The organism is Micromonospora sp. NPDC049275 (assembly GCF_043197115.1).
GTDB lineage: Bacteria > Actinomycetota > Actinomycetes > Mycobacteriales > Micromonosporaceae > Micromonospora.
This window is the reverse complement of the sequence record NZ_JBICSN010000007.1, coordinates 308,919-327,319: the sequence shown is the minus strand read 5'-3', so window position 1 is coordinate 327,319 and position 18,401 is coordinate 308,919. Positions and strand designations below refer to the sequence as shown.

12 protein-coding genes are annotated in these 18,401 nt (G+C 73.1%); 8 read left to right on the top strand and 4 right to left on the bottom strand.

What is annotated here, in order from left to right:
- Positions 1-279: 279 nt before the first annotated feature.
- Positions 280-1,152, bottom strand: coding sequence for an aldo/keto reductase (locus ACGFIE_RS22745; protein ID WP_363688757.1), 873 nt, complete (start codon positions 1,150-1,152; stop codon positions 280-282).
- A 189-nt stretch (positions 1,153-1,341) separates the two neighbouring features.
- Here ACGFIE_RS22745 and ACGFIE_RS22740 point away from each other — a divergent pair, with 189 nt between their 5' ends.
- From ACGFIE_RS22740 to ACGFIE_RS22720, 5 genes are all read left to right on the top strand, one after another.
- Positions 1,342-5,298, top strand: a complete 3,957-nt coding sequence (locus ACGFIE_RS22740) for a CHAT domain-containing protein (protein ID WP_393297475.1) — start codon at positions 1,342-1,344, stop codon at positions 5,296-5,298.
- 175 nt (positions 5,299-5,473) lie between these two features.
- Complete coding sequence (locus ACGFIE_RS22735) at positions 5,474-5,839, top strand: YciI family protein (protein WP_393297472.1); 366 nt, start codon at positions 5,474-5,476, stop codon at positions 5,837-5,839.
- A 131-nt stretch (positions 5,840-5,970) separates the two neighbouring features.
- Positions 5,971-7,356, top strand: coding sequence for an FAD-binding oxidoreductase (locus ACGFIE_RS22730; protein WP_393297469.1), 1,386 nt, complete (start codon positions 5,971-5,973; stop codon positions 7,354-7,356).
- Between the two features lie 199 nt (positions 7,357-7,555).
- Entirely contained in the window at positions 7,556-9,004 is a 1,449-nt protein-coding gene (gene pyk, locus ACGFIE_RS22725) for a pyruvate kinase (RefSeq protein WP_363688765.1), read from the top strand.
- On the top strand, positions 9,001-9,885 hold the full coding sequence (locus ACGFIE_RS22720; protein WP_393297466.1) for an acyl-CoA thioesterase: 885 nt from the start codon (positions 9,001-9,003) through the stop codon (positions 9,883-9,885). The genes pyk and ACGFIE_RS22720 overlap by 4 nt, the downstream gene beginning before the upstream one ends.
- A 54-nt stretch (positions 9,886-9,939) precedes the next feature.
- On the opposite strand, the gene ACGFIE_RS22715 is transcribed toward ACGFIE_RS22720, so the two are convergent.
- Positions 9,940-10,602, bottom strand: coding sequence for a YceI family protein (locus ACGFIE_RS22715; protein WP_393297463.1), 663 nt, complete (start codon positions 10,600-10,602; stop codon positions 9,940-9,942).
- Between the two features lie 235 nt (positions 10,603-10,837).
- Here ACGFIE_RS22715 and ACGFIE_RS22710 point away from each other — a divergent pair, with 235 nt between their 5' ends.
- Positions 10,838-11,302 carry an Rrf2 family transcriptional regulator gene (locus tag ACGFIE_RS22710; protein WP_007462839.1) on the top strand — a complete coding sequence of 155 codons (465 nt, stop codon included), beginning with the start codon at positions 10,838-10,840 and terminating at the stop codon, positions 11,300-11,302.
- A gap of 468 nt (positions 11,303-11,770) precedes the next feature.
- On the top strand, positions 11,771-12,790 hold the full coding sequence (locus ACGFIE_RS22705) for a sulfite exporter TauE/SafE family protein (RefSeq protein ID WP_393297460.1): 1,020 nt from the start codon (positions 11,771-11,773) through the stop codon (positions 12,788-12,790).
- 400 nt (positions 12,791-13,190) lie between these two features.
- Here ACGFIE_RS22705 and ACGFIE_RS22700 read toward each other — a convergent pair whose 3' ends face one another.
- Positions 13,191-14,630 carry a pyridoxal-dependent decarboxylase gene (locus tag ACGFIE_RS22700; protein WP_393297457.1) on the bottom strand — a complete coding sequence of 480 codons (1,440 nt, stop codon included), beginning with the start codon at positions 14,628-14,630 and terminating at the stop codon, positions 13,191-13,193.
- Between the two features lie 236 nt (positions 14,631-14,866).
- On the opposite strand from ACGFIE_RS22700, the gene ACGFIE_RS22695 reads away from it, so the two are divergent.
- Complete coding sequence (locus tag ACGFIE_RS22695) at positions 14,867-17,152, top strand: cellulose binding domain-containing protein (protein WP_393297454.1); 2,286 nt, start codon at positions 14,867-14,869, stop codon at positions 17,150-17,152.
- Positions 17,153-17,351: 199 nt separating this feature from the next.
- Here the strand turns inward: ACGFIE_RS22695 and ACGFIE_RS22690 are convergent, their stop codons facing one another.
- Positions 17,352-18,374, bottom strand: coding sequence for an LLM class flavin-dependent oxidoreductase (locus ACGFIE_RS22690; protein WP_393297451.1), 1,023 nt, complete (start codon positions 18,372-18,374; stop codon positions 17,352-17,354).
- Positions 18,375-18,401 lie beyond the last annotated feature (27 nt).

The following is an 18,401-nucleotide window of genomic DNA, read 5'->3' as shown; positions in this document are numbered from 1 at the left end:
CGTGTGCGACGGGCTGGTCCGGGTCACGCCCGGCCGGTTCACCGCCGACAGTTCCGGGGCGCTGCGGGTTCCGGTGCGGCTCTGGGCGACCGCGTACCCGTTAGCGGCCCGCCCCCCACAGCGCGTCCACGGGGCCGGCGGCGCCCACCCCCGGGCCCGCGCGCGCGGGGGGCCGCCGCGGGGGGGGCCCCCCCCCGCCCGCCCCCCCCCCCGCGCGGGGGGGGGGGGCGGCCGGCCCCCCCCCCCCCCCCCCCCCCCCCCCCCCCCCCCCGGCCCCGCTCAGCTCGCCTTGGCCAGCGACTCGAACTCGTCGTCGGTGAGCCGCACGTCGGCCGCGGCCACGTTCTCCTCCAGGTGCGCCACCGAGGACGTGCCGGGGATCGGCAGCATCACCGGCGAGCGGCGCAGCAGCCAGGCCAGCGCGAGCTGCGCGGGCGTCGCCCCGTGCCCGGTGGAGATCGCGTCCAGCGGGCCACCCGGTCGGGCCAGCTCACCGGTGGCGATCGGGAACCACGGGATGAACGCGAGGTCGTTGCGCTCGCAGTACTCCAGGACGTCCTCGGCGCTGCGGTTGGCGAGGTTGTACAGGTTCTGCACCGAGGCGATGGTGGTGATCGCGCGGGCCTGCTCGATCTGCTCGACGCTCACCTCGGACAACCCGATGTGGCGGATCTTGCCCTCCTGCCGCAGCAGGGCCAGCTCACCCAACTGGTCGGCCAGCGGGACCTGCGGGTCGATCCGGTGCAGCTGGTAGAGCGGGATGCTGTCCAGACCCAGGTGACGCAGGCTCAGCTCACACTGCTGACGCAGGTACTCCGGACGGCCCACCGGACGCCAGTCGCCCGGGCCGGAGCGGGTCAGCCCGGCCTTTGTGGCGATGACCAGGTCGTCGGCGTACGGGTGCAGAGCCTCGCGGATCAGCATCTCGGACACGAACGGGCCGTACGAGTCGGCGGTGTCGATGAACGTCACGCCCAGCTCGACCGCCCGGCGCAGCACGCGCAGCGCCTCGGCCGGGTCCTTCGGATCACCCCACACGCCCGGCCCGGTGATCTGCATCGCCCCGTAACCGAGCCGGTTGACGGTGACGTCGCCCCCGATCCGGTACGTGCCGGACGCCTTCGCGGGCTGCTTGCTGATGTCGGTCGCCATACGCGCATCCCCAATCGTCTTCGTCGCGGCGGGGGAGAAGGACAACCCACCACCTCGTGATCATCCCCCGGAAAACGCCCGTCATGCCGCCACCGGCTCGACCGAGGACTTTGACACAGGCTCTGGCGTCCGTCCTGTCCGGTCTGCTACGCCTGATCCGAGTCGGTACGGCCGGCCGGGGGAGGCGCGATGTGGCGACGGTTCAGACCCGACCCGGTAAGTCGGCTGGGGGAGCGGCTGGACCGCTTCGACGCCACCCGCGACCCCCGGGCGGTCCTCGACTCCGGCGCGATCCGCGACGCCGAGGCGGTCATCGACCTGGTGACCGCCACGCCCACGGACGGGCCGCTGCCCGAGCGGGTCGCCGAGGGCGTGTTCCTCCTGGCCAGCCTGCACTGGTACCGCTACCACCTGCTGCCCGCCGGCGAGGACGCCGACGACCTCGGCCAGGCGCTCGGGCTCACCGAGTTCCTGCTGCGCTTCGCCCCGGAGCGGGTCCCGCCGGCGATGCGGGCCCTGCTGCACGCGCATCGCGCGCCGGACGGCGGCGCCCCACCCGCCGCCGCGCCGCCGACCCGGCCCGGCCCACGCTCGGCCGGCCCGGGCGCCGACACCGCCGGCGCCTACTACGTCGAGGCGGTCCTGCTGATGGCCGCCGCGGAGACCAGCCGCGACTACCGGGCGGCCGACCAGGCCGAATCACTGCTGCGACAGGCGATTTCGGGTACGCCGCCGGGGGCGCCGGAGCGGGTGCACTTCCTGTCCGCCCTCGGCAAGGTCCACCGCGACCAGTTCCAGCACCTCGGCCGGCGGCGGGCCCTCCCGGCGGCCGTCGCGGCACACCGGGAGAGCCTGGAGGCCACCGCGGTCGGCGACCCGGAACGTCCGGTACGGCTGTTCAACCTCGCCAACGTCCTGGGCGACACGTACGACGTCGACCGCGACCCGGCCGCGCTCGACGAGTCGATCACGTCGCTGCGCGACGCCGTCCGGGCCGCCGCCACGGGCACGCCGGTGCGAACGATGGCGCGGATGAACCTCGGCCAGCGGCTGCGCGACAGGTGGCGGCTGCACGGGCGGCCGAGCGACCTCGACGAGGCGGTCGACGTCCTCGGCGCGGCCCGGGACAGCGACGACCCCCGCGTCGCCGCGCTGCGCGGCACCGTGCTCGCCGAGCGATTCCTGCGCGACCGGACGCCCGCCGACCGGAATGCCGCCATCGAGGCGTACCGGTCGGCGCTGACCGGGTTCGGCGGGCTCGACCCGGAGCTGGCCGGCAGCGCCCAGGTCGGGCTCGCCGCTCTGCTGGCCGAACGGCACCGGGCCGACGGCGACCCGGTCGACCTCGACGCGGCGATCGACGCCTACCGGGCGACGCTCGGTGCCGGGCCGACTCCCGGCGGAACCGACCTCGACGAGCTGCGCCATGCCCTGGCCAGCCTTCTGGTGACCCGCCACGAGCGGCGGCGACGCCCCGACGACGTCACCGAGGCGGTGCGGCTGCTGCGCGACGGCGTGGCCGCCGCCCCGAACCCCGAGAGGCGGGCGCGCCGGCTCGCCGACCTCGGCCACGCGCTCGCCGCCGGCCACGCCGACCTGGGAGGCGTACGCGCGCTGCGCGCCGGTCGGGACGCGCTGACCGAGGCGGAACGGCTGTTGCCCCGTACCGACCCGCTGCGCCACCAGGTGCTCAACAACCTCGGCAACACCCTGCGGGAACTCTCCGACCAGGCCGGGGAACCGGCACTGCTGGAGCCGGCCGCGGTCGCGCTGCGGGCCGCCGTGGCCGCCGCCGGGCCGGACGCCACGCTCCTGCCCCGGTACCGCTCGAACCTCGGCCTGGTGCTGCAGGCGCTGTTCGCCTCGACCCAGCAGCTCGCGACCCTGACCGAGGCCGTCCAGGTGCTGGCGCAGGTGACCGACACCACCCCACCGGGTCACCCGGACCGGCTGCCGGCGCTTACCAACTACGGCGCCGCCCTGAACCGCCGGGTCGAGCTCTTCCTGGACGACGCGCTGCCCGTCGGCGGCCAGCCCGCCGAGCAGGTCGCGGCTGGCATCGCCGCGGACTCCGACGCCGCGGTGGCCGCGCTGCGCGAGGCCGCCGAGCTGGCCGAACGGGAGGCCGGCCCGGTCGAGTACGCCCAGACGGTCGCCACCCTCGCCCTGGCCCACCTGCTGCGGCACCGGCTGCGCGACGACCCGGCGGCACTGGACGAGGCGATCGACCTGTTGGAGCTGTTGAACGATCGGCAGATGGCCGACATCGACAGGCACCGCATCCGCACGAACCTCGGCAACGCGCTGCTGCTGCGCTTTCAGGCGGGACACGCCGAGGCCGACGCCGACGCCATGCTGGCCGCGTACCGGGGGGCCGTCGACGTGCTGGCCGACGAGCATCCGGCCCGCACCATGTGCCTGAACAACCTCGCCACCGCCCTCGAAGCGGTCGCCGACGTCGCGGCCGACGGGTCCGCGGCGTCGACCGAGGCGACCGAGGCGCTGCGCCTCGCCGCCCAGGTGGAGTCCGCCCCGTCGTTGCTGCGCGCCAGGACGGCCGCGCGGTACGCGACACGCGCCGCCGCGGCAGGTGATCTGACGGCGGCGCTCGACGGGTACGCCGACACGATCGGGCTGATCGACCTGGTGGCCTGGCACGGGATGGACCACGACGACCAGGCCCGCCTGCTCGGGCTGTTCTCCGGGCTGGCCACCGACGCGGCGGCGGTCGCCATTGCCGTCGACGACCTGGAGCGCGCGGTCGAGCTGCTGGAGTACGGCCGGGGCGTCCTGCTGACCCGGGCCCACGACGCGGGCGCCGACCTGGCCGCGCTGCGCGCACGGGCACCCCGGCTGGCAGCCCAGCTCGCCGAGGTGCAGGGCGCCCTCGACGACTTCGCCGTCCCCTCGGCCGGTGCGCTGTCACCTGTCGGCGTGGCCGGGCCCGCGCCGGAGCGGCGGTACGACCTCGCCGTACGCCGACGCGACCTGCTTACCGAGATCCGCGACCAGCCCGGGTTCGCCGACTTTCTCCGCCCGCCGCCGTTCGCCACGCTGGCCAAGGCCGCCGCGGGTGGTCCCGTGGTGCTTGTCAACGTTGCCGCCCGGCGCTGCGACGCGCTCGTCGTCGTCGACGGTCGGGTCGACCCGGTGCCCCTGCCCGACCTGACCCTTGCCGAGCTGGTCACCCGGACGGCGGCCTTCCTCACCGCGATCGCGGTGCTCACCGGCCCGGCGGCGGCGAACGCCTCCGAGCCGGAGACACAGAGCCGCCTTGAGGCGGCGCGGGCCACCGTCGGCGACACCCTGGACTGGCTGTGGCGGACGGTCGCGGCGCCGGTGCTCGACACGGCCCTGCCCGATCCGGCGCCCTCCGACCCGGACTGGCCACGTCTGTGGTGGTGCCCCACCGGGCTGCTCACCCTGCTGCCGTTGCACGCCGCCGCGCCATCGGACGGCGGCGAGGGGGTTCTGGACCGGGTGGTGCCGTCGTACACGGCCTCGTTGCGGGCGCTGACGCACGCCCGGCGCGGTGTGCCGGCCCGACCCGAACCGGTCGACTCGGCGCTTGTGGTCGGCATGCCGCAGACCCCGGGCCTGGCCGACCTGCCAGGCGTCGGGCGGGAGGAGAAGATCGTCCGCCGGCATGTGCCCCGGGTCCGTTCGCTGCTCGGCCCGGCGGCCACCCCGGCGGCGGTGCTGGCCGCGCTACCCGACCAGCCGGTCGTCCACCTGTGCTGCCACGGCACGCAGGACCTGCACGCCCCGGCGTGGGGGCGTCTCGCGTTGGCCGGAGGCGCGCTGCACGTCAGGGACCTGTGGCTACCCGCCGGCAACCCGGCCGCGCTGGCCGTCCTCTCCGCCTGCGAGACGGTACGCGGCGGGGCGGCCCTGCCCGACGAGGCGCTCACCCTCGGCACCGCGTTCCAGCTCGCCGGTTTCCGGCAGGTCATCGGCGCGCTGTGGTCCATCTCGGACGCGATGACCGTGCGGCTCTGCGCCGACGTGTACGACGGTCTGGCGGTGCCCGACGGGATCGCACCCGACCGGGCGGCGGTGGCCCTGCACCGGGCGGTCCGCCGGCTCCGCGCCCGCCTGCCCGGCCTACCCGAGGTGTGGGCCGGCTACGCCCACCTCGGCCCCTGACGGACCCGTCACGGCGGTGGGGTGGGGCGGACCGGGTCACCCCCCACCGCGGCGGGGCCAGTTGCGCGGAGCGACAGGTACCGCAGTCGTCGGCGTGCGACGCTGGGCGCGGGCCGGTGACGCCGGCTCGGGCGGCCGGCCCGGCGCGTGCCGGCGCGACGGCGGAGGGAGCACCATGGCGGGAACGCCGCAGGTCGACTTCGCGCTCGACACGTACGAGTGCATCGTGCTCTATCCCGGCGCGGCCGCACGGGCGCTGCCCCCGGAGACGGTGCAGCGGTTGCAGGCCGAGCACACCGAGCACATGCAGGCGTTGCAGCGCAGCGGGATCATCCTGGTCGCCGGCTCGGTCGACGGCCCGGCCCGTGAACCGGAGCCGCCGATCGGCTTCGGGCTGGCCCGCACGGGCAGCGTCGAGGACGTGCGCAGCGTGCTGGAGGCCGATCCCTCGGTGCAGGCCGGCCTCTACCGGGTGGACGTGCTGACCTTCCTCTGCCCGGCCGGCTCGTTGGAGTTTCCGCTGGTCAAGGCCGAGAGCTGACGGTCGGTTCAGCGACGGGTGTCGTGATGGTGACGGCGATCAGCCGTCCGCCGGTGCTACGGTCGCGCGCACCGAGGACCGCAGTCGGGGCGCACCCGGCGTCATCGGCGGGACCCGGTCGAGGAGACGCCATGAGCTCCGCCGCCACCGGAGATGTCGCGTCCGCCGCCGCGCGGCTGCGCGCCCTGCTCGGCGACCGCCTGCACGAGCCGGGCGAACCCGGGTTCGACACCGCCACCCACCTGTGGAACGCCGCCGTCGACCGTGTGCCCGCCCTGGTCGCCCGCTGCCTGGACGCCGACGAGGTGGCCGCGGCGATCCGCGTCGCCGCCCGGTGCCACCTGCCGGTGTCGGTCCGCTCCGGCGGCCACGACTGGGCCGGCCGGGCGCTGCGCGACGGTGGCCTGGTGCTCGACCTGACCGGCCTGCGCGCGGTCCGGGTCGACGCGGAGCGGGGCACGGTGACGGTGGCCGGCGGAGCCACCGCAGCAGACCTGCTCGCCGCCGCCGCCCCGGACGACCTGGTGGTGCCCACCGGTGTGGTCCGGGACGTGGGCATGGCCGGGCTGACCCTGGCCGGCGGGTACGGGCCGCTCTGCGGGCGGTTCGGCCTGGCCCTGGACAACCTGCTCGGCGCGGAGGTCGTCCTTCCCGACGGTCGTCGGGTCACCGCCGATCCGCGCCACGACGCCGAGTTGTACTGGGCGCTGCGCGGCGGCGGCGGGAACGTCGGCGTGGTCACCGAGCTGCGGTACCGGGCGCACCGGCTGCCCGCCGTGCTCGCCGGCATGATCATGTTCGCGCTGGCCGAGGCGCCGGCCGTGCTGCGCGGGTACGCGGCGCTGATCGCCGACGCCCCGGACGAGTTGACGGTGATGGCCGGTTTCCTGCCCGGCCCGGCCGGCGAACCGGTGGTCTTCGTCTGCCCCTTCTACAGCGGCCCGGACCTCGACGCCGGGCGGCCGTGGCTGGACCGGCTGCGGGCGCTGGGCACCCCGCTTGTCGACCAGGTCGACCCGCTGCCGTACGCGGACGCGTTGCGGATGTTCGACGGCGGAATGGTCGACGGAAACCACTATCTGCTGCGCACCCGCTGGCTGCCGTCCCCGCTCGCCGACGGCGCGGTGGACGCGCTTGTCGACGCCGCCCGGCAGGTCACCTCGCCGTTCTCCGCGCTGGCCCTGCACCACTTCCACGGCGCGGCCACCCGGGTCCGGCTCGGCGACACGGCGTTCGGCCTGCGCGCCGAGCACCTGCTGACCGAGATCATCGCGGCGTGGCCGCCGGGCGGGGACGCCTCGCCGCACCACGCGTGGGCCGAGCGCACGTCGGCGGCGCTCGCCCCGCTGGCCCTGCCCGGGGGCTATCCGAACCTGCTCGCCCCGACCGAGACCGAACGCGTCCGGCTGGCGTACGGCGCGAACTGGGCGCGTCTGCGCCGGGCCAAGCGGCACTACGACAGCCGTGACCTGCTCACCGCCGTGCCCACGCTGCCCCCGTCGGGGCACCCGGAATGAGCCGGGGCCGGGAGCGCCCCGACACCGCCCGCCACGACAGGCGTACGATTCCCGGCGCGCGGTCGCCGTTGCCCGTCGCCACAACGTTCCCGGTGCGGTTCCGCCCGCCGGTCCGACGCGCGCCGCGCGTTGTTGGACACCTGTTCCGCTGCCTGCAAGGGGTCGGCCCCGAGTCCGACCTGAAGGAGAGACTAGCCTGATGGGCGTGACACGCCGCGTAAAGATCGTCTGCACTCTGGGTCCCGCCACCTCGTCCCCGGAGCGCATCCGGGGTCTTGTCGAGGCCGGCATGAACGTGGCGAGGCTCAACTTCAGCCACGGCAGCCACGCCGACCACGAGGCGGTCTACCGACTGGTCCGGGAGGCGTCCGAGGCGGCCGGCAAGCCGGTCGCCATCCTCGCCGACCTGCAGGGCCCCAAGATTCGGCTCGGTAAGTTCGCCGACGGCCCGCACGAGTGGCGCACCGGTGACTCCGTCGTGATCACCGGCGACGACGTCATCGGCACCAAGGAGCGGGTCTCCTGCACCTACACGAAGCTCCCGCACGAGGTGAAGCCCGGCGACCGGCTGCTGATCGACGACGGCCGCGTCGCCGTCGAGGTCACCGACGTCACCGGCAACGACATCCGCTGCCTGGTCACCGAGGGCGGCCCGGTCTCCAACAACAAGGGCGTGTCGCTGCCCAACGTGGCGGTCAGCGTGCCCGCCATGTCGGACAAGGACGCCGAGGACCTGCGCTTCTCCCTGGGGCTCGGCGTCGACCTGGTCGCCCTGTCCTTCGTGCGCTCGGCCGAGGACATCAAGCTCGTCCACAACATCATGGCCGAGGAGGGCGTGTACCGCCCGGTGCTGGCCAAGGTCGAGAAGCCGGAGGCCGTGGAGCACCTGGAGGCCATCGTGCTGGCCTTCGACGGCGTCATGGTCGCGCGCGGCGACCTCGGCGTGGAGATGCCGCTGGACGAGGTCCCGCTGGTGCAGAAGCGGGCCGTGCAGCTGTGCCGGGAGAACGCCAAGCCCGTCATCGTGGCCACCCAGATGCTCGACTCCATGATCGAGAACTCGCGCCCCACCCGGGCGGAGGCCTCCGACGTCGCCAACGCGGTGCTCGACGGCGCGGACGCGGTGATGCTCTCCGGCGAGACAAGCGTCGGCAAGTACCCGGTGCTGACCGTCAGCACCATGGCCAAGATCGTGACGACCACCGAGGCCGGCTCGATCGGCGTGCCCCGGTTGCAGCACGACCCGCGTACCCACGGCGGCGCGCTCACCGTGGCCGCCTCGTCGATCGCCCGGGCCATCAACGCCAAGGCGCTTGTCGCCTTCTCGCAGACCGGCGACACCGTCCGGCGGCTCTCCCGCCTGCACTGCGACCTGCCGCTGCTGGCGTTCACCCCGGTCCCCGAGGTGCGCGACCAGCTCGCCCTGACCTGGGGCGTGGAGACCTTCCTCATGCCGTTCGTGCAGCACACCGACGACATGTTCCGCCAGGTCGACCAGGCGCTGCTCGGTCTCGACCGGGCCAACCCCGGTGACTACGTGGTGATCGTGGCGGGCAGCCCGCCCGGCACCCCCGGCTCGACCAACACGCTGCGCGTACACCAGCTCGGCTCGCTGGTCGACGCGGCGTCGGCGCGGGCGCTGCAGTGAGCGACGGTCGGGTCGCGGTCGGCCAGGCAGCGGTCGACCAGCTGCTGGAAGTGCTGGACCTCGACCCGACCGGTGACATGACCTTCCGGGGGATGAGCCCCCCGGTCGGCCCACAACGGGTGTACGGCGGCCAGGTTGCCGGTCAGGCCCTGGTCGCCGCCGGCCGCACGGTGGACCCGGAGCGGTTCGTGCACTCGCTGCACGGCTACTTCGTCCGCCCCGGCGACCCGGTCGAGCCGATCGAGTACCAGGTGGAGAACATCCGCGACGGCAGGTCCTTCTCGGTGCGCCGAGCGGTCGCCCTCCAGCACGACAAGCCGATCTTCTTCATGTCGGCGTCCTTCCAGCGGGCCGAGGAGGGGCTGGACCACCAGGCCCCCGCGCCGCTGGACGTGCCCGCTCCGCAGGACGTGCCGACGATGTCCGATCGGCTCTCCCGCTACCCCGAGCGCCTGGGCATCTGGGGGCAGATCCCCCGCCCGATCGACGTGCGCTACGTGGGGGAGCCCGGCTGGGTCCGCCCCGGCGACCGGCCGGCCGACCCGCACCAGCGGGTCTGGATGCGCATCGACGGCAAACTGCCCGACGACCCGCTGCTGCACGCGTGCGCCCTCACGTACGCCTCGGATCTCACCCTGCTCGACTCGGTGCTCTCCGTGCACGGCGAGGTGTGGGGGCCGGGCGGTGTGGTCGGCGCGAGCCTGGACCACGCGCTGTGGTTCCACAGGCCGTTCCGCGCCGACGAGTGGTTCCTCTACGACTGCTGGAGCCCGTCGGCGTCCGGCGCGCGGGGCCTGGCCACCGGCCGGATGTTCACCACCGAGGGCCGGCAGATCGCCAGCGCCGTGCAGGAGGGTCTGCTGCGCCGCGTCGGCGCCTGACCCGCCCCGGCCCGGGTTCGGGACGCCTCGTCGCGGAGACGGGCCCTCGGGCGGTCACGCCTCGTGGATGGCCTCGCCGGCGATCTCGATCTGCACGGTCTTCCCGACCAGAACGCCGCCGCTCTCCAGCGCGACATTCCAGAGCAGGCCGTAGTCCTCCCGGTTGATCTCGGCCGTCGCGCTGAATCCGAAGATGTTCTGCCCGTACGGATCACGACGGGCGCCGCCGAAATTCACCTGAAGGTCCACGGCACGGGTGATCCCCTTTACGGTCAACTCACCGGTGAGCACGAATCGACCGGGCTCGGACTGCGGCGGGGGATTGTGACTTCTGCCTCGTCCGCCGAGTCGGTGGTTTCGCAGCCGGGCCCAGTAGAAAATCGGGTCCTCATTGTTCTGCCAGCTGATGCCCGTGCTTCGATATTCGAGCGTGGGATAACTCTCCACGTCGAGGAAGTCGGCGCTTTTCAGGTGGGTGTCCCGGTCGACACTCCCGGTGGAGATACTCGCCGCCTGGATGGTGGCGGTCACCCCGGAGCGCAGCGGATCCTCCGCCACGAAGATCTCCGCGGTCGCCTCGGCGAACTCGCCGCGGACGGGGCTCACCATCATGTGGCGGGACAGGAAACCGATCCGCTTGTGCGCCTGATCGAGGCGGTAGGTGCCGGCGATCGGGATCGTCATGCCGTCCCAGGTGCGTGTGGCGACATCGGTCATCGTGGTGCCCTCCCCCCGGATGGAACCGGGTGTTCATCAATGTGCTGCCCGAGCCCTCGTAACCGCTCCGGCAGTCATACCGCCCGCCCAGCATAAGGACGCTCCGAATCAGCTTTCCGGGCCCCACCTGTCGGTGGATAACGGCGTACGACGCTATCGGCTATTCGTCGATGCGTGACCGATCGGCCGAGGGTCGCCGACCCGGCCGGATGACCTGCGGGCTAACCTTGCCGGCATGCGTCTCTCCGCCCGGGTCGATTACGCCCTCCGCGCGGCCGCCGAACTCGCCGCGACGGCCAGTGGCCCCGGGCGGGGGCGGCCGGTCACCGCCGACCAGATCGCGCGTGCGCAGGAGATCCCGCCGAAGTTCCTGGAGAGCATCCTGCTGCAACTGCGTCGGGGTGGCATCGTGCACGCCCAGCGCGGTCCGGAGGGCGGCTACTGGTTGGCCCGCCCGGCCGAGGAGATCTCCCTGGCGGAGGTGATCCGGGTGATCGACGGGCCGCTGGCGCACGTGCGGGGGCAGCGCCCCGAGCAGCTCGGCTACCACGGTCCGGCCCGTGCCCTGCAGGAGGTCTGGATCGCGCTGCGCGCCAGCGAGCGGGAGATCCTCGAACTGGTGAGCGTCGCCGACGTGGCCGCTGGCACGTTGCCGGCCCGGGTCACCGAGCTGGCCGCCGACCCGCGCGCCTGGATCTGAGCCCGAGCGGGTCCGAGCGGCCGATCCCGGCCGTGACAACCCCAGCGCGGCTTCACGCTCTGCCGCGGCGCGGGCTCATGCTCTGCCGCGCGCTGGTTCATGCGCTGCTTCATGCTGTGCCGCGGTGCGGCCTCATGCTGTGCCGCGGTGCGGCCTCATGCGCAGCCTCATGCTCTGCCGAGGCGCGGCCTGCGCGAGATCTTGGACAGTTTCCGTCCGCGCTGAACGGAAACTGTCCAAGATCTCGCAGCGGTGGAGCCTGCGCGGTCGCGACGCACCCGCGCGTGGGTGCGTCCGGGCGTTGGTCTGCGGGGATGCGTCGCAATTGCCGACGTGCGTCGCGCGGCGGTCGGCTCGGCTGCGCCTCGTGGTGGCGTCCCATCCCCCGGTCGGGGTCTTGACCCCGGTTGCCCCGTGGCGCATTGTCGACCAAGTCGATAGGAGATACCGAAAAGTCAGGGGGCGCTCGTGCGCAAGCTGCTGGTTCTCGCTCTGGTCGGGCTCGTCGCGCAGTTGATCGATGGTTCGCTCGGTATGGCGTACGGGTTGACCTCGTCCACGTTGCTGCTGGTCGTCGGGGTCGCTCCCGCCGCCGCCTCGGCGTCGGTGCACCTGGCCGAGATCGGCACCACGCTCGCGGCTGGCGTCGCGCACTGGCGGTTCGGCAACGTCGACTGGCGGGTGGTGACCCGCATCGCCCTGCCCGGCGCGATAGGCGCGTTCGCCGGGGCCACCCTCCTCAGCTCGATCTCCACCGAGGCGGCCGCGCCGTGGATGGCCTGCATCCTCTTCACGCTCGGCGCGTACCTGCTGGTCCGCTTCGCCCGACCGCTGCGTACCGACCGGATCGGCGGGCGGCTGCGCGGCCGCTTCCTCGGCCCGCTCGGCCTGGTCGCGGGCTTCGTCGACGCCACCGGCGGCGGAGGTTGGGGCCCGGTGGCCACCCCGGCGCTGCTGGTCTCCGGCCGCCTGGAGCCGCGCAAGGTGATCGGCTCGGTCGACACCGCCGAGTTCGTGGTGGCGAGCGCCGCCAGCGTCGGCTTCCTGATCGGGCTGGGCACTGAGGGATTCCTTCTCCCCACCGTCGTGGCCCTGCTGATCGGTGGGCTCATCGCCGCTCCGCTGGCCGCCTGGCTGGTCCGCATCGTGCCCGCCCAACTGCTGGGCGCGGCGGTCGGCGGCGTGATCGTGCTGAGCAACGCCCGCACGCTGATCCGGTCGGCCGAGCTGGACGGCCCGCTCCGCCCCATCCTGTACGCCCTGCTGGCCGCCGGCTGGCTGACCGCACTGCTCTTCGCCGTGCGGGCCCTGCGCCGTACCCGTCGAGCCCGCACCCCAGTCGCGGCCGCCACCGGCGCCGCGACCACCGCGGCCACCGGCACCGGGCCGTTGGCCAGTGCCCCTGAGACGGGCGCTGCCAATCCGGACGCTGCCGACGACGAGGCGCGGGTTGGCCTCACCGTTGCCGCCACGCCGGCTGCCCGCTGAGGCTGGGCACCCTCTCCCTTGCGAGCGGTATACCTGTGGGTCAAAAATGTGACTCACAGGTATACCGCTCAACCGAGTCTTCGTGCCCGTGCGCCGGCACGCTGCTCTGACCGCCGGCCCCATCAGCCTGATGGTGGTCGCCACCCGCCACCCGCCACCCGCCACCCGCCACCCGCGACTCGTGACCGGCCGTCACCTGTGACCTGCCGTCGGACCGCGCCGGCCCTGGGCCGCTGACATGCCGGTCGGGGCCGGCTCCGCTGGCGCTGCGGCGGACGATCGACTCCGGGTCGGCAGCCCTAGGCTGATCTCCCGTCCGCGCCCCAGGCGACCCGGGCCGCGATCTGGCGGCCGGGATGCCACGACATCGGCGACCCGGGGCTGAAGAGCGCCCGCGAGGTCAGCGGGCGAGCAGTTTGTCCGCGGCCTCGGCGAGCAGCGTCCAGGCCTCGTCGACGTGCGTCTCGGTTGTCTGCGGTGCGCCCACCGCCAGTCGCAGCACGTACCGGCCGTCCACCCGGGTGTGCGTCAACAACACCCGTCCCGTGCCGTTCACCTGGGCCAGCAACTCGGTGTTCGTGTCGTCGTCGGCGCGCAGCCGGAAGCAGACAAGCGCGAACGGGTGCGCCGCGGCCAGCTCGAACCGGTCGTCGGCGCGGACCCGATCGGCGAACCGGGCGGCCAGCGCCACCCCGGAGCGGATGTGCGCCCGCAGCCCTTCGGCGCCGTACCAGCGCAGCACGAACCACAGCTTCAGGGCCCGGAAGCGGCGACCCAGCGGCACCTGCCAGTCCCGGTAGTCGATAACCGCCCCGGATTCGGAGGCAGCGTTGCGCAGGAACTCCGGGAGCACGGTCAGCGCCTCGATCAGCTCGCCCCGGTCGGCCACCCAGAACGCGTCGCAGTCGAAGCCGGTGAGCAGCCACTTGTGCGGGTCGAAGCAGTAGGAATCGGCGTACTCCAGGCCGGCGTGCGACCAGCGCAGCTCGGGGCATACGGCGGCGGAGCCCGCGTACGCGGCGTCCACGTGCAGCCAGATCCCGTACTCGGCGCAGATCGCCCCGATCTCGGGCAGCGGGTCGACGGCGGTGGTGGACGTGGTGCCGATGGTGGCGACCACGATGGCGGGCACGTCCCCGGCGGCCAGGTCCGCCTCGATGGCGGCGCGCAGCGCGTCCGGGCGCAGCGCCTGGGTGTCCGGGTCCACGTCGATCGATCGGATCCCATCGGCGCCCAGCCCGGCGATCCGCACGGCCTTCTCGATCGAGGAGTGCCCGTGTACGGAGGCGTACGCGCGGTAGCGCCTGTCGACGCCGGCGACGCGCCAGTGGCCCGCGCTGGCGCGGTGCAGCGCGGCCAGGGTGGCCACCAGCGTCGCGGAGGACGCGGAGTCCTGGATGACGCCACCACCGGCGCCGCTCGACCGGAAGCGCTGCGGCAGGTCGAGCAGCTCGGCCAGCCAGTCCATCATGACCGTCTCCAGCTCGGTGCAGGCCGGGCTGGTGGCCCACAGCATGCCCTGCACACCGAGGCCGGAACTGATCAGGTCTCCGAGCACACTCGGGCCGGAGATGTTCGCGGGGAAGTAGCCGAAGAAGCCGGGGTGCTGCCAGTGGGTCAGCCCCGGCAGGACTATCGCGTCCAGGTCGGCGAGGACCGCCTCGACGGGTTCGCCGCCGGTGCTGGGGGGCATGCTCGGCAGGGCCTCGACGACCGTCCCGGGCGGGTCGGCCGGGGCGACCGGCCGCTGGTGCAGCGTCGTCCAGTAGTCGGCGATCCAGTCGACAACGGCGTGGCCGGCGCGGCGGAACTCGTCCGGGTCCATGTGCGGGGCGCTCATTCGTACGAGTTGATCAGGCATCCCACCGCGGGGCAAGAGCACACGGTGTGACAGCCGTCGATATTGCGCAGCGGAAAGCGCTTGCCCTACGATGCGGCTGAGCCGGATCCGTGAGTTCCAGGGCGTTCACCCGACCAGATCGCCGTTCGTCGCCGTGGCGGCGGGCCGTTCACCGTGCTTCCCGGGCAGGGCAGGTGGACCACAGCGGTCATCACCGGATCCTCCGGAGGCAGTTCATGCACCCGTCCAGACAACGGCTGACCCTGCTGGCCGCGTCGACGGCCGCCGCCGTCGTGGCCGGCACCGTCGGCGCGGTCGTCGCCTCGGCCGCCGCCGTCGGCTGTCGCGTCGACTACCAGGTCACCAACTCGTGGCAGGGCGGCTTCGGCGCCAACGTCACCATCACCAACCTCGGCGAGCAGGTCAACGGCTGGGCCCTCACCTGGTCGTACGCCGCGGGCCAGCAGGTCGCGCAGGCGTGGAACGCCACAGTCACCCAGTCCGGCGCCCAGGTGACCGCCCGCAACGTCGACTACAACGGCGTCCTCGACACCTTCGGCACCGCCTCGTTCGGGTTCAACGCCTCGTGGACGAGCAGCAACCCGGCGCCGGCCAGCTTCGCGCTCAACGGCGTCACCTGCACCGGGGCGCCGGCCACCGACGGCCCGACCACCCCACCACCGACCACGCCACCACCCACGACGGCACCGCCCACCACGCCACCGCCGACCACTCCACCCCCGACGACGCCGCCGCCCACCACACCGCCGGCCGGGGCGAAGCAGATGGAGGACCTGGACCGAGGGTTGATCAGCGTCCGCTCCGGCAGCGGCAACCTGGTGTCCTGGCGGCTGCTCGGCACCGAGACCTCAGGCGTTTCGTTCAACCTCTACCGGGGTTCGACCAGGATCAACGCCAACCCGATCACCGGCGCCACCTCCTACCTCGACAGTGGCGCCGCGGCCGGTTCGGCGTACACCGTGCGGGCCGTCGTGGGCGGCGCCGAGCAGGCGGCGTCGGCTCCCGCCCTGCAGTTCGGCAACGGCTACCTGGACGTACCGTTGCAGGTGCCGGCCGGCGGGACCACCCCCAGCGGGGAGAGCTACACCTACAGCGCCAACGACGCCTCCGTCGGTGACCTCAACGGCGACGGCACCTACGAGATCGTGCTCAAGTGGGATCCGTCGAACGCCAAGGACAACTCCCAGTCCGGCTACACCGGCAACGTCTACGTCGACGCGTACACCCTGACCGGCACCCGGTTGTGGCGGATCGACCTGGGCCGCAACATCCGCGCCGGCGCCCACTACACCCAGTTCCAGGTGTACGACTACGACGGCGACGGCCGCGCCGAGGTGGCCATGAAGACCGCCGACGGCACCCGCTCCGGTACGGGCCAGCTCATCGGCTCGTCGTCGGCGGACTACCGCAACTCAGGCGGCTACGTGCTCTCCGGCCCGGAGTACCTGACCATGTTCAACGGCCAGACCGGCGCGATCCTCTCCACAGTCAACTACGACCCGCCGCGCGGCACCGTCTCGTCCTGGGGCGACTCGTACGGCAACCGGGTGGACCGGTTCCTCGCCGGCACCGCCTACCTGGATGGGCAGCGCCCGTCGCTCATCATGGCTCGGGGTTACTACACCCGCGCGGTGATCGCGGCCTGGGACTTCCGCAACGGCGCGCTTACCAAGCGCTGGACATTCGACTCGAACTCGTCCGGCAACGGCGCCGCCGCCGGCCAGGGCAACCACCAGCTCTCCGTGGCCGACGTCGACGCCGACGGCCGCCAGGAGATCGTCTACGGCGCCGCCACCATCGACGACAACGGTCGGTTGCTCTACTCGACGGGCAACGGACACGGCGACGCCATGCACGTGGGGGACCTCGACCCGGGCCGCGCCGGCCTGGAGGTGTTCAAGGTCGACGAGGACGCGAGCAAGCCCAGCTCCTGGTTCGCGGACGCCCGTACCGGTCAGATCCTGTGGTCCACGCCGGCCTCCGGCGACAACGGCCGGGGCGTCTCGGCGGACATCTGGGCGGGCAGCCCCGGCGCGGAGTCGTGGTCGGCGTCGGTCTCCGGCCTGGCCAACACCCGCGGGCAGAACGTGGGGCGCAAGCCGTCGTCGATGAACTTCCTCGCCTGGTGGGACGGCGACCCGGTCCGCGAGCTGCTGGACGGCACGAAGATCGACAAGTACGGCACCGGCGGCGAGACCCGGCTGCTGACCGGCGACCAGGTGGCGTCCAACAACGGGACCAAGTCCACGCCGGCGCTCTCCGGGGACATCCTCGGTGACTGGCGGGAGGAGGTGATCTGGCGAACCACCGACAGTCGGGCGCTGCGCATCTACAGCACGCCCACCCCGACCAGCACCCGGATCCACACGTTGATGCACGACCCGCAGTACCGCGTGGCGATCGCGTGGCAGAACACCGCCTACAACCAGCCGCCACACCCGGGGTTCTTCATCGGCGACGGAATGGCCAGCCCACCGACCCCGAACATCTACCTACGCTGATCTAACTCTGGCGGTCCTGATCGGGTTCGCCTAAGGTGGCAGGCACCGGGCCGCAGCCGCGGAATCCGCACAGCTCCGGCCCGGTGCTCCACACCGCGGCATTCCCGACCCGTCCCGACCGGGAATGCCGTACCACCACCGGCACCAACATTAGGCACCGTCGGGGTCGCGGGGGTGACGCTGACGTGAAGATCGTGTTTCACGCGTCCCGGCGCAGACCCCCCGCCACCTGCTCGGCGATCAATTCGTACGACCGCACCCGGTCCTTCACGTCGTAGACCAGGGTGGTGAGCATCAGCTCGTCCGCGCCGGTGCGCTCCTGCAACTCGGTCAGCTGCCGGCGCACCGTCTCCGGCGAGCCCAGCGCCTGACCGTCGCGCCGCTGCAGCACGAACTCCCGCTCGATCTCCGTGTACGGGTACGCCGCCGCCTCGTCGGGCGTCGACAGCGGCTCCGGTCGACCGGAACGCAGCTTCAAGAACGACAGCGCGCTCGGCCCGGCCAGCCACTCCGCCCGCTCGTCGGTCTCGGCGCACACCGCATTGACGGCCACCATGGCGTACGGCTTGTTCAGCCACTGCGACGGCCGGAAGTTCTGCCGGTACAGCGCCAGCGCCGGCAGCGTGTTCGCCGAGCTGAAGTGGTGCGCGAAGGAGAACGGCAGACCCAGCAGGCCGGCCAGTTGGGCGCTGAAGCCGCTGGAGCCGAGCAGCCACACGGCCGGCTGCTCACCGCGACCCGGGGTGGCGATGATCTGCCCCGGCTTCTCCCCGCTGAAGTAGTTCATCAGGTCCGTCAGCTCGCGCGGGAAACCCTCCGCCGACAGGCCCTCCATGGTGCGCCGCAATGCCAGCGCGGTCACCTGGTCGGTGCCCGGCGCACGTCCGATGCCCAGGTCGATCCGACCGGGGTGCAGCGCCTCCAGGGTGCCGAACTGCTCGGCCACCACCAGCGGCGCGTGGTTGGGCAGCATCACGCCGCCCGACCCGAGGCGGATCGTCGAGGTGTTCGCCGCCAGGTGCGCCAGCAGCACCGCCGGCGCGGAGCTGGCGATCGCCGGCATGTTGTGGTGCTCGGCCACCCAGAACCGGTGGTAGCCCAGCTCCTCGGTGCGCCGGGCCAGCTCGGTGGTGGCCTCCAGCGCGGCGCCGGCGGTGGTCCCCTTGGCGACCGGGGCAAGATCAAGAACAGACAACGGTACGGTGATCACACGCAATGCCAACTCCCCGACCTGCCCGTTCATTCCGGC

What these genes read in the sequence shown, in the direction of transcription:
- ACGFIE_RS22740 (WP_393297475.1), top strand. Translation starts at nt 1,342, where the DNA reads ATGTGGCGACGGTTCAGACCCGACCCGGTAAGTCGGCTGGGGGAGCGG.
- ACGFIE_RS22695 (WP_393297454.1), top strand. Translation starts at nt 14,867, where the DNA reads ATGCACCCGTCCAGACAACGGCTGACCCTGCTGGCCGCGTCGACGGCC.
- ACGFIE_RS22745 (WP_363688757.1), bottom strand. Translation starts at nt 1,152, where the DNA reads ATGGCGACCGACATCAGCAAGCAGCCCGCGAAGGCGTCCGGCACGTAC.
- ACGFIE_RS22715 (WP_393297463.1), bottom strand. Translation starts at nt 10,602, where the DNA reads ATGACCGATGTCGCCACACGCACCTGGGACGGCATGACGATCCCGATC.
- ACGFIE_RS22730 (WP_393297469.1), top strand. Translation starts at nt 5,971, where the DNA reads ATGAGCTCCGCCGCCACCGGAGATGTCGCGTCCGCCGCCGCGCGGCTG.
- pyk (WP_363688765.1), top strand. Translation starts at nt 7,556, where the DNA reads ATGGGCGTGACACGCCGCGTAAAGATCGTCTGCACTCTGGGTCCCGCC.
- ACGFIE_RS22735 (WP_393297472.1), top strand. Translation starts at nt 5,474, where the DNA reads ATGGCGGGAACGCCGCAGGTCGACTTCGCGCTCGACACGTACGAGTGC.
- ACGFIE_RS22710 (WP_007462839.1), top strand. Translation starts at nt 10,838, where the DNA reads ATGCGTCTCTCCGCCCGGGTCGATTACGCCCTCCGCGCGGCCGCCGAA.
- ACGFIE_RS22700 (WP_393297457.1), bottom strand. Translation starts at nt 14,630, where the DNA reads ATGAGCGCCCCGCACATGGACCCGGACGAGTTCCGCCGCGCCGGCCAC.